Consider the following 11,641-nt stretch of genomic DNA (forward strand, 5'->3'; position numbering starts at 1 on the left):
AAAAATATATTCCTTTAATGCCTGAACTTTTGGAAACTCAGTTAATGAAAGAAGGCAAAGAACACCGCGATAATAAAGTGATGCAAATTGCCATACAAGCCAAAGAGCACCAAAATAAAAAGTTTAATTGTTCTATTTTCCAAGAAGAAAAAAAATTTTTAAGAGAAATCCAACCAAATGGCATAATTATTGAAGGTTTTTTAGACTCTTGTTTGCTTACACAAGTGATTTTACCAAGTGGATCTATTTTTAAATATTATATGCCAACACAAGACAATATACAAACTATTAAAGAAATTTGGTGTGCTAATGGACAAATCCTAAAACCTGATTTTTCTAATATTTTGCATTTTTCTATGATGCAAACACCAACACCCCTTACTCCTAGTCAACTAACAGCTTATCATGAAGCAGGACATGCCTTAATAGTTTTGCAATTTCCTTTTGCATTATGTTCGGTTGCCAAAATTTATATTCAAGAAACAACTACGGATTTGAACGCTGATTCGATGTTTTTTTTTGGACAAACAGTTGTTAGGCATCCAAAATTAAATCAAGGTTGGCAAAGATTAGTTTTACAAGCTTTTGGAGGTGCAGCTGCGCAACAGTATTTAGCTAATCAAGGCAAAATTCCAAAAGAAAAAATATTTTCAGGAATTGAAGATGATTTTCAATTTATAGAAAAACTTTTAATGGAAAATAATCAATTAAATAAAGTAGATTTGAATAAATTATTTCAACAAGCTTATAATATTGTTGCAAATAATAAAGATTTATTAGATATTATTGCCCAAGAAATAGACCAAAAGAAATTTTTACAACAAATAGATATAGAAAGAATTATTAAAGATAATCATATGTTGGTTGCTAAATTAAGAATTGGATAAATAATTTTAATTTATTTTTTTGTTAATTTTATCGATTTATTTTTGTTTTTGTTATCAACTTAGAATTAAAATTATTGAATAATTAAAGTATTTTGCCAAAATAAATCTAAATCCCAAAAAGAGGCTTTTTTAAAGTCTCTTTTTTTATTTATAAAATTGCAAGGAAAAATCTCAGAATATAAGGATTAGTGAGCAAATTTTATCGTTTTTTTTTTTTTTTGAGTTATAATTTAGTTAATGGTAATTTTTTAAATTGCTATTTTAAATGTTTCAATGAATTATATCTAAATTAAGAAAGTAGTTATCCAAACATTTATTTATAATTAAATTAACAACTAAATGAAAAATATCTAAAATTAAAAAGAATAAGATAAACAGACTAAAATTATTCATTCTTTACTGGGGGCGAATTATTGGAGCGTTTCAAAATATGGATGTAATGTCTTAAAGATATTTATTTTATTGTTTTATCTTTGTGATGTAATTGTTTATTATTAATACCACTTATTTTTTGTCTGTATTATTTTTTTTACTTTTTGCCTTTATTTTGTTTATAATTTGATTAAATATAATTTTTAAAATAAAAGAGCTAAAAGATGATGCTTAAAACTAAAATGTTTGTTAATTTAATTATTGAGTTTTGGGTTTGGTTATTTAATGGTTCTCAAAGTTTTGAGAAGTTCTAATATATTTGCAAATATAAAAGAATATAAAAGATAATAACAGTTTCCTTTTTAACTATAATTGCAAATTAATAATAATTTTACCAATATTAAATATTTATTAAAAATTCCAAAAAGGAGATTTGTTAAAACATATGCAAAATCCAGTTCCGCCTTTAAATCCTTATAAAGATTTTTTAGCTAAACATAAAACTGTTTTATTAAGTGTCTTGTTTATTGCTGTTGTGGTATTTGGTTTTTGGTATTTTAGATTGTTGGATAAACTTTTTCCCAAAAAAACTAATCCCAAAAAAACCAAAGGATTACCACAAGATTTAACATAAGAAATACATAATTTAAGATTTAAAGAAATACCTGATATTTTTTATAATATTAACCATGATACATATTTAAAACAAACGAAATATGAAGACATTAAAAAGGATACATATTTGCAAAATATTCCTAACAGTTTTAAAGAATTAGTACAAGAAGAACAAAAGACACTAAAATCTGAAATAAGAGATTTAATCGGAAAATCTATTAGTACTCATGAAAATAATGATGAACTAACAGATGAAGAACGTAAACAACATGAGCAATATAAGAAAAATAAAAAAGAATCAGAAAGCAAATTATCCAATAAAGAATGGGGTTTCGAAGTTTTAGATTCCTTGTTAAATGGAAATAATTATGACAATATGTCATCAATAGATAGTCAATTCAATAAGTTAAAGAGTGTTCTTGAAAGTTGCTCCCAAACATATTATTTTGATCCTAAAACATTATCAAGTGCCCAAGATAATTTTGTAGAAACAATCAAAACTTTTAAAAATAATTATTCTAAACATAATTCGGAATGTCAAGGATTTATTAATAAAATTAATTCTTTGGTAGAAGAATTCAAAGCTATTCAAGAAAGAATAATTAATAATATAATAATGTTGCGTAAGAAATTTGAATATAGATTTTTTTATATTGCTAAACAAAAATTAAAGTTTTATAAACAAGAAGTTCAAAAACATTTACAACAAATAAAAAAAGAACTACAAGCATTTAAAGAACAAACTATTCCTTTAAAACAATATTGTAATCAATTATAATTGTTGTTAAACCAAATTGAATTTTATGATAAACCTAAATCACTTATGGATCTTTTAAAATTTATTTTTATTTTAGAAAAAGAAACTAAAAATACTTGGGATAAATTAGATAAAAAGAAACCTTCTGAATTTAGTTATGATAGTGTTTTAGCTAATAGTTATAATGTTGTATATTCTTATGGAAATGATGAAAAAAACTTTAAATTCAAGATTTGCAAACATTTGAAAAAAATATTTATTGTGATATTTTGGAATCTCTTAATTCTGATTATAAAAGTGTTTTGAGTCCCAAAGGAACAGTTTGGCAAGGTGTTTGGAAAAATCAAGTTAAAGAAGAATTTAGAGACAATTTTAAAGGTAAAGAAGATATCATTAAAAAAACTTTTGAAACTAACAAACCAGATAAACTAGAAGCATTTTGTAATGTTTTTTATGATGAAAATACCTTTAATCAATATTTTATAGAAAATTTTCATGTTTTACAAATTAATCAAACGAATGAACTTTATGTTTATGAACAAGACTTAGATAAAAATTATTTATATCACAAATTATATAAACAATATAAATTGTTTCAAGAACTTAAAAAAGAATGTAGTAATTTATTAAATTATAAAGAAAACAAATTAATGCCTGCACAAAACAAGTTAGAAGCATTTGAAAGCAACCTTACAAATAAAACTTCAACAACTAAAAAAGAACAACAAGAAAAAGAACAAAAAAACAAAACTTTTAATTGAATTTAATAATTGTAAAAATAATGATAATACTTATAAAGAAAAAATAAAACAATTAAATGGACAATTAACATTAGAAATAGATAAATTAAATGTGGACCCAGACAAACAAAAAGCACTAAATACAGCTATTAGTACAATTAAAACTGAATTATTAGATCTTGATTATTTGGTTAAAATAGAAAAAAATACTTCTGATGTAGAAAAACAAAAAAAAGAAAAAATAAAAAAATATATAACAGTTTTGAAGCTGTTGATACTAAATTCAAAGAAATGATTTTATCTCAATTAAACCAAGATAAAAACAACTTGCCTTATGATGCTTTATATTCTCATTTTTTTGATCCAAAATCTGAATTAAGTAAATATTATAATGCAGCATCTGAATTAAGTGAATTAAAAGGTATAAACTGGGGTAGTTATGAAAATGACAAAACCAAAAAAGCTAATGATTTATTAGATAGATTTTCATTTACTAAATCACAATTTGAAGAATTTAGAGACGAAATAGTAAAAGATTCTTATTATTATGGATATGCACCATCTTTAAAAGACCCCAAAGATATTTCAATTCCTTCATTGATTTCTTATTTGATGATTGCAAACACTAAACCTTGTGATTTAAAAGGATTTTATACAAATTATCCTTGGAAATATTCATATAATATTAATTTAGCTAATTGGAATAAAGATAATGCCAAAACTTTTATATCTAATGTTTTAGAAAGATGTTGGCCTATGACAGATAAATTACTGAAACATTATAGATATTTAAAGGAAAAAAATATTCTAAACCTTTATAATTTCAAATAATCAAAACATTTAACATAAATATATAAATATTAAATAAAAAATAACCAAAACAATAGATAAAGAGGTAGTAATTTTATGAATTACAAATCATTTTTAAAAAAACATGCATTTTCCATTGTTATTAGTGTTTTATTAGCATTAAGTTTATTTTTACATGGTTATAATTGGTGGAATGCAAAAAAACTAAAAAAGAAGAACAAAAAATTCTTACTCAATGTTTTTTAAAAGAAACTCAAAAAGCTAAACCAGAAGTTGAACAAGACAAAGCTAAAATCCAAAAATTACAAGAACAATTAAATAAATTAACTGCTATGCAATATACTTATGATACATGTAAAAAACAAAATATAGAATTAAAACATCCTTCCATTTCAGTACAAAATCTAAATGATGCTTTTACAGAATATTTTGATAATGATTTACCATTATATTAATACTAAAAAAATATTTATTGAATATTTAATTGCTTTTAAATTATTAAGAAAATAATTATTAATTTGTGATATCATATTTCTTTTTATATCAAAAATTCTAAAAGAAAGGAGGAGACTATGTCTTTAAAAAAGTCCTTTAACCGTAAAATAAATTATAGGTTTATTGTTGGATTTATTTGTGTAAGTTTGTATTTACTTTTGAGTTATTTACAAATAAATGTTGTAAAAGCTGATAACAAAGAACCAATAAATGTAGTTGAATTTGGAGCAACTCAAAATATATCTCAAGAAGCTATTCAAAAATCTGAATAACTATCACAAAACGCCAAAAATAGAAATAATAATTCTTATAAACAACAAGAAATTCAAAATTTACAAGAAAATACAACTAATAAACGTTTAGCAACATTTAGCAGAGTTTATAGAGATTAATATTAATGATTCTTTGAGAACCAAAGATGTGGGAATTGTTGATGCTTCTAAATTACAATTTAATACATCTTTGCAATCCCTTTTTTCTTTGGGGAACACTGAAGACACCGAAGAAACAGAAAACACAAAAGAAAAAACTGAAAAATATATTGAGTTTCGCACTAATTTATATAAAGATTTCCCTAATATTCAAAATACTCAATTTTTAACTGAACAAAAAAATATTTTTTTACAATTGCTTTTTCCTTTAGATAAGATGGCTCAAGAATTTTTACAAAATATAGCATCAGATAATAATTCTAATAATAATGATTTTGTGAAAGCCAAAGACGCCTTAATTATTTGTGGCAAAAAGATAAAGACTTAAAACCCAGCATAGATGAATTACAAAACTTATTACAAAAAGAAACAAATGTAGCACATCATAATACTAAATTAAATGATTTAGAAATAAAAGATGTATCTCCGGATTGTTGTCTTCAAATTGATGAAAAAGATTTTTGTAATCCTCAAGTTTCTATTAATAAAATTAAAAAAAATCTTTTAGAACAAATAGAAAAAGCTTTGCATGAAAAATTTCAAAATTTAGAAAATAATATTGAAATAACAGCAATGAAAATTGAAAATCGTTTTGATCAAATTAAAAAAGTTTATTATTTAAGAAATTTCATTATTAAAAGCAGTTATTTAAAATCAAATTTAACTCCACAAAGTGATCCTCCTCAATTACTAGATGATTCAGCATCTGAGAATAGTCAAGGTGAAACGAGTTCTGTTTCGTCTGTATCTCTTCCAGGAACACAACCATCAACATTAAATCCAAGTGCTCAAGAACAATCATCAACACCATCACCAAACCCAGAAGCACAACCAAATCAAGCAAACACTAATACAAGTCAAGAAAACGAAAAAAACCGCCTGAATTGCCAACTGATGCTAGTCAAGTGTCTAATGAAAATCAAGATGCCACCACCACTAATGAGCCTTTACAACTTTCTTTGTTAGAACAAGAAATTAAATCTTTAAGAAACAAATTATCAGGTTTGTTGCAAGAAAAAATTAATAAATATTTAGCAACTAAAAGTAAAAATAAAAGCCAATTAGAACAATATTTAAAAATTGTTAAAAATGTTTTAAATAAAAGATTGCAAGAAATCCAAACTCAATATACTTCTGATTTAGAACCACCTCAAGTCATTCCTTTAAGAAGTGAAATAGAAATGATTAATCTTTTGACTCAAGGAATTGATGAAGCCCAATCAGAAATTTTATTTGAATACGATAGAGTTTTGATTCCTTTAGAACAACAATATCAAGAAATTAATAAATTTATTGAACAACTCAATTTAGAACAAGATACTTCTACTTTGGAATCTTTTAAATCAGAATTTGATGTTTTCCTAAAAAATTGTTTGAATCAAAATAAACAATTCTATAAAGACATAGAAGACAAACAAAAAGATTTAAAAGAAATAGATTTAAAAAATTACCAAGATACAGAAACTAAAATCCAAGTATTATTGAGCCAAGCAGAACAAAACCAAACAAAATATTCAAACATATTTGATGAAGTGCAATTAAATCATATTGATCAAAATAATAATAAAATTGTTGTTATTAACGATAATATTACTAAAGATGAATTAATTCTTGATTATATGGAAGAAAACACTTATATTTCAAGACAAGATTTTTTGAAAGAAAGTCATAATGCCTATGTTAATAGAATTTTTTTAGAAGCTTTTATGTCTTGTTGTAAAAATTTAATGAAACCAATTTATTATCATAAATGGTTTTTAGACCATAAACAAGATTTAACTTATCAAACTTAACAATATGCCCAAATTCAAAAATATAAGCATTTTAATCAAATTTTGTTTCCTTTGCAAGAAGATCTTAAAAACTTACAAACAAAAGAATGTATTACTCAAGATAAAAAAATTAATTTTGTTAATGCATTAAATGAAATTCAAGAACAATATTTAGCAATGCGCTTACCAGATTTAAAAAAACTATTGATTTGGACTTTAATGAATATCGTAAAAATAAAGAAAATTATCGTATTTTTTATGAAGAACAAGCAGAACTTTATGCTGATTATATGAATACATTATTTGATACATTTATTCCTCTTTTTGAAAAAGTTCAAGAGCAATATAAATTGGAAAAAGATTTACAATAACTTTTAGCGCCCACTGCTAAAAAAGAACAAGAATTAAAAAAATTACAAAGACAATTAGTTTTAGATCCAAATTTTGAAATGCTGGAAAGACAATTAGAAAGTGAATTGCAAGCGTTTTTTGCTCCTATTCAAGAAGAAGTAATTAAAAAACTTAAAGCAATAGACCAATTAGCAGAAGACAATAAAAAAACTATTAAAAAAACTATAACTAAATTTATTGGATTGGGGAATGCTCAAGATTTTGAAACTTCTGCAGAGAATACAGATAATAAAGATAATTTGGATAATCCAACTAGTGAAACTTCTCAAAACCAACCAACTCCTCCGAATGATACTAATGTTGAAAATGAGAAGTCCCCTTTAATTTCCGATAATTCTGGTTACTTCTGATTCTTCCGATACTTCTGACAATTATACTAACGTTGAAAAACCTGAAGACAAACAAACTAATAAATCACAAAAACCACAAGTAATGACAATACCTGGATTTATTTATAAATATACAGAACTCATACAAAAATTTGTTGTAAAAAATAATAATGATATCGAACAATTAGAAGAAGATAAAACATTAATAAAAGAACAAATACAACAAAATGAGTAAAAAATTCAAAAACAAACTGATGATTTATTTAAAAAAATTCAAGAATTTATTGGTATATCTCGCCTATCAAAACAAGATGAAACAAATTCACAAGAACAAACAAAAACCACAAATCAAGATATAAATCCAGAAAAACCAGGATATTTTTGTGATATTAAAACTCTAACTAAAGCCAATATTGAATATATTAAAGAAGAAAAATTGCCTGAATTCCAAGAACAAAATCATATAAAAGAATTCTTATCAAATATTTTTCAAACAAGAGCATTGTTGGATGTACATAAAGATATGGCTTTAATTCCTAATATAGAAGAAACTCAAAGTATCATTCAAGATATTATTGAAAAACAAACTTTAATGTTAGAAGACAATATATTAGGTTATAAAAAACATCAAGAAATTCAAATATATATTAAATCATTAAATAAAATAAAAAAACTTTCTAAGTTGTGGAATAAACAATATAAATTGGAAAAATCAGGCACAATAAATAATAAAGCGAAACAAATTAAAGAATTGAAAGATTCTTTTAAACCTTTATTAACTTTTAAAAAAGAAGCTTTTAATGTAATAAAAGAAATTGAAAATATTTGGGATTCCACAGAATATAAGTCTGAAAAATATAATCCAGAAATTGAAACCCAAATTAATTCTAAATTAGAAGAAAGTAGACAAAATTTTTTAACTAGACAAAAAGAAAAATTTAAAAAAGTACTAAAAGAGATATACAAAAGTCTTGATATAAAATCCAACGAAACAGAAAAAGATACAAGAATAAGAAAATTAAAAGAAGTTCTAGATTCATCATTGGAGTCTAAAACACCTTTAGAAATATTTCAAGAAAAAATTGATAATTTATTAACATTACCAGATTTTGCTTCTAATAAATTTCCACAAGAAGTCTTAAAAAAAACAATGGATAAGTTAAAAAAAGAAGATGAAATTCAAAAAGATATTGAAAAATTTATTCAAAATGAAATTTTATCTTACTTATCCAATATTAACCATTTTGTCCAACAGTTAGCTGTTCCAAATGGCACTCCTTTAAGTGAAGAACAATTCTACAATAATTATCTTTTATATGTTTCCATGCAAACTTATATAACAAATATTAAACATGCTATTGTGAATAAAAAAGTTTTATATAATGCATCACAAATTTTAGCATTAAACACATTTATACAAGATTTTAAAAACAACTCTCAACTTTATGAAAAACCTATTCAAAATAGAAACAAAATAGAACATGATCTTCAAATAATGCAAGATATGGATTTTCAAAGATGCAATTACCAACATTTAATGGATACTAATCGCACACTCCAAGAAACTGCATCCAAAATAGAAAACACCCAACGAGAATTTAACAAAAGAGCCCAAGCTCTTTGGCAAAGAAAAAAATTAAATCAAGTGCAATCATTGCCAAATATATTATTTACTCCAGAAATGATACAAGAAGAAATGGAACAACTGCAATATGAAATGCAGACTAAAATGCAAGGAGTATTTAATTCTTATGATTATTTAGGTACTGCAAATCCTAATGCAAGACCTAACATGTTTTGTGCATCTACACATGTTGCTCCTACTTTTCGTCCTATTGAAAGAAACACACCCATATCTGCTTTTCCTTTTTCTGATAATGTTCAAACAAATAATTCCACAAACCCATCTGATCCTAACAATTTTCAATTACCTACTTTTTTACAAACAGATCTAAGCGAAGAAGGAAAAAATCATCGTGATAACGAAGCTCCTTGTTTAAAAAGACAATCTTTAGAACACAAAAATAAAAGTTATGGTTGGGTTGATATCTATGAACCTTACCGTAAACAAATCAGATCTGATTGCCCTGTTCCAAAACTTTAGACACTTTTTGCTTTTTAAAAAATCTTTAAGACTAACTATTCAGTTAGTCTTTTTTTCTTTCAAGACTAAAAAAATAATTCCCTATCTTTTCTAAAAACTTTTTTAGAAAGGAATTAAATGTTAAGACAAGAATTATTTAAAGATTTTTTAAAAAATAAACAGAATTTAGAAATTCGTAATCAATTAATCGAACTTCATTTGCCTTTGGTAAAAAAACTAGTTTATCAATTTAAATATTATCCTCGAGTTTTAACTAAAAAAGATTTATATCAAGAAGGCATTTTAGGATTAATCAAAGCCCTCAATCATTACCAAGATTTAGGATATGACTTTATGGCTTACGCTACACCAACCATCAAATCGGAAATAAGAGAAATAATAAGAAAAAGCCATTCTCCTTCAATCCCACAAAAAAATCATAAAACTGATAACCTTTCTTTTCGAGAAGAATTTTATGAACCATATCAAATAAATAAACTAAACCCTCATCAATTATGGTTAAAACAAGTTAAGCATGAAAAATTTTTAAAAAAAATGAAAGCTAAATTAAGCGAAACCAAATTCAAAATTATCCATTTAAGTTTTGGCGTTCCTTTAGGGAATATCAACGAAGATTATCAAAGATGTTATACCAACGCCGAAATCGCTGAAAAACTTAATTTATCTTTAAAACAAGTAGAAAATATTAAAAACATCGCTATCAAGAAATTAAAAAAACATTAACCTTTCTCGTCCGTAATGACGTTAAACTAGTTATTTGAAACAATAAAAAAAACCAGATTACTTTCAAAGTAATCTTTTTTTATATCAAAACCAAACATAAAACTTTTGAAACAACAGTAATAAACGTTTCCAACATCAACAAATTAGATAATCGTCCAATACATTTGTTTTCAAAAGTTTTAATAATGAAAAAATTAAAAAAATATATCAAAAAGAAAGAAAAATAAAATTATGTTAAACAAAGTTCAATTAATCGGCCGTCTCAGTCATGATTTAGAAAAACAATATATAAATTCAAACAACGAACAAATCCCTAAAATCGATTTTCAATTAGCAGTTAATAACAAAGAGATAACCCAATTCATCCCTTGTGTCGCTTTTCGAAAACAAGCCGAAAATATGAAGAAACATTTACATAAAGGTTCGAAAATTTATCTTGAAGGGATTTTATCCATTCAAAAATATACGAATAATGAAGGTCAAACTAAAATTAACACTAAAGTTATTCTTCAAAACGTGATCTTTTTAGATAATAAACCTCAAGAAACTTTACCTTTTTAAAACAATCAATTCATAGAACTCAATAATAATCAAATAAACTTAATCATTTAACCCCTTTTGAAAAGGGGTTTTTTATTTGAAAAAAACACACAATTATTGGTAAGGGCGCCAAAAGAAATAAAAAAATAAAGGAGACAAAATGAAAAAAAGATATCCTATTTTATTAACCATTTCCTATTTATTTTTCATCATTAGTAATATTATGGCTTTATTTTTCAATTTTGAATTAGGATTAAAATTTAACGCTACAATCGCCATCTTTTCTGATATTTTCTTTTTATTTTATTTATGGAATAAGGAGAAGAAAGATGAAATCAATTGGATTGGTTGTAAGAAAAAACTTTTGTCTCAAATTATTTCTCATTTACCCAAACAATTTAAAACTTATTACGAACCTTTTTAAGAAAGCGGGGTTCTTTATTTTTATTTACAACCATCAAAAGCGATTTTAAACGATAATGATAATCAATTAATCACTATGTGGAAACAAAGTTTCCAAAATACCCATCATTTTGTTAACAAGGTCAAAGCCATAGAAAATTATATTTACCAATATTGCAACCAAAAGAACCAAAAACAAGCTTTTAAACATTTATTAAACCAATATAATCAAAATGTCAAAAAAAGAAAAATA

18 protein-coding genes are annotated in these 11,641 nt (G+C 24.4%); all 18 read left to right on the forward strand.

Going from position 1 to position 11,641, the window contains the following annotated elements; genetic code table 11:
- Window positions 1-887: hypothetical protein (locus OYV_RS00480; protein ID WP_042067644.1), on the forward strand; the 887-nt coding region annotated here is incomplete at its 5' end.
- An 817-nt stretch (window positions 888-1,704) separates the two neighbouring features.
- Window positions 1,705-1,893: a hypothetical protein gene (locus tag OYV_RS00485; protein ID WP_041624605.1), complete on the forward strand. Its 189-nt coding sequence runs from the start codon at window positions 1,705-1,707 to the stop codon at window positions 1,891-1,893.
- A 108-nt stretch (window positions 1,894-2,001) separates the two neighbouring features.
- Entirely contained in the window at window positions 2,002-2,652 is a 651-nt protein-coding gene (locus tag OYV_RS00490; RefSeq protein ID WP_011160407.1) for a hypothetical protein, read from the forward strand.
- Between the two features lie 212 nt (window positions 2,653-2,864).
- Entirely contained in the window at window positions 2,865-3,392 is a 528-nt protein-coding gene (locus OYV_RS00500; RefSeq protein WP_042067647.1) for a hypothetical protein, read from the forward strand.
- A 91-nt stretch (window positions 3,393-3,483) separates the two neighbouring features.
- Window positions 3,484-3,666, forward strand: a complete 183-nt coding sequence (locus tag OYV_RS04790) for a hypothetical protein (protein WP_148169629.1) — start codon at window positions 3,484-3,486, stop codon at window positions 3,664-3,666.
- Window positions 3,663-4,202 (forward strand): hypothetical protein, encoded by a 540-nt coding sequence (locus OYV_RS00510; protein ID WP_011160409.1) that lies wholly within the window; start codon window positions 3,663-3,665, stop codon window positions 4,200-4,202. Before OYV_RS04790 ends, OYV_RS00510 begins: the two co-directional genes overlap by 4 nt.
- Before the next feature lie 167 nt (window positions 4,203-4,369).
- The gene (locus OYV_RS00515) at window positions 4,370-4,636 is read left to right on the forward strand and encodes a hypothetical protein (protein WP_041624611.1); all 267 of its coding nucleotides are present in this window, start codon (window positions 4,370-4,372) and stop codon (window positions 4,634-4,636) included.
- Window positions 4,637-4,753: 117 nt separating this feature from the next.
- Window positions 4,754-4,948, forward strand: coding sequence for a hypothetical protein (locus tag OYV_RS00520; RefSeq protein ID WP_041624613.1), 195 nt, complete (start codon window positions 4,754-4,756; stop codon window positions 4,946-4,948).
- A 133-nt stretch (window positions 4,949-5,081) separates the two neighbouring features.
- Window positions 5,082-5,435, forward strand: coding sequence for a hypothetical protein (locus OYV_RS00525; protein ID WP_011160410.1), 354 nt, complete (start codon window positions 5,082-5,084; stop codon window positions 5,433-5,435).
- Window positions 5,411-6,073: a hypothetical protein gene (locus OYV_RS00530; protein ID WP_042067650.1), complete on the forward strand. Its 663-nt coding sequence runs from the start codon at window positions 5,411-5,413 to the stop codon at window positions 6,071-6,073. The genes OYV_RS00525 and OYV_RS00530 overlap by 25 nt, the downstream gene beginning before the upstream one ends.
- On the forward strand, window positions 5,992-6,900 hold the full coding sequence (locus OYV_RS00535) for a hypothetical protein (protein ID WP_148169630.1): 909 nt from the start codon (window positions 5,992-5,994) through the stop codon (window positions 6,898-6,900). Before OYV_RS00530 ends, OYV_RS00535 begins: the two co-directional genes overlap by 82 nt.
- 188 nt (window positions 6,901-7,088) lie before the next feature.
- Window positions 7,089-7,250: a hypothetical protein gene (locus OYV_RS04930; RefSeq protein WP_172642331.1), complete on the forward strand. Its 162-nt coding sequence runs from the start codon at window positions 7,089-7,091 to the stop codon at window positions 7,248-7,250.
- A gap of 78 nt (window positions 7,251-7,328) precedes the next feature.
- On the forward strand, window positions 7,329-7,640 hold the full coding sequence (locus OYV_RS00540; RefSeq protein ID WP_011160413.1) for a hypothetical protein: 312 nt from the start codon (window positions 7,329-7,331) through the stop codon (window positions 7,638-7,640).
- Between the two features lie 82 nt (window positions 7,641-7,722).
- On the forward strand, window positions 7,723-7,854 hold the full coding sequence (locus tag OYV_RS05500) for a hypothetical protein (RefSeq protein WP_269077274.1): 132 nt from the start codon (window positions 7,723-7,725) through the stop codon (window positions 7,852-7,854).
- A gap of 201 nt (window positions 7,855-8,055) precedes the next feature.
- On the forward strand, window positions 8,056-9,723 hold the full coding sequence (locus OYV_RS00545) for a hypothetical protein (protein ID WP_011160414.1): 1,668 nt from the start codon (window positions 8,056-8,058) through the stop codon (window positions 9,721-9,723).
- A 117-nt stretch (window positions 9,724-9,840) separates the two neighbouring features.
- Entirely contained in the window at window positions 9,841-10,446 is a 606-nt protein-coding gene (locus OYV_RS00550; RefSeq protein ID WP_011160415.1) for a sigma-70 family RNA polymerase sigma factor, read from the forward strand.
- 231 nt (window positions 10,447-10,677) lie between these two features.
- Window positions 10,678-11,007, forward strand: coding sequence for a single-stranded DNA-binding protein (locus OYV_RS00555; RefSeq protein ID WP_011160416.1), 330 nt, complete (start codon window positions 10,678-10,680; stop codon window positions 11,005-11,007).
- Window positions 11,008-11,146: 139 nt separating this feature from the next.
- Window positions 11,147-11,410: a DNA adenine methylase gene (locus tag OYV_RS05235; RefSeq protein ID WP_081931906.1), complete on the forward strand. Its 264-nt coding sequence runs from the start codon at window positions 11,147-11,149 to the stop codon at window positions 11,408-11,410.
- The last annotated feature ends 231 nt before the right edge of the window (window positions 11,411-11,641 follow it).

Origin of the sequence: 'Chrysanthemum coronarium' phytoplasma, from assembly GCF_000744065.1 — a bacterium.
GTDB lineage: Bacteria > Bacillota_I > Bacilli_A > Acholeplasmatales > Acholeplasmataceae > Phytoplasma > Phytoplasma asteris.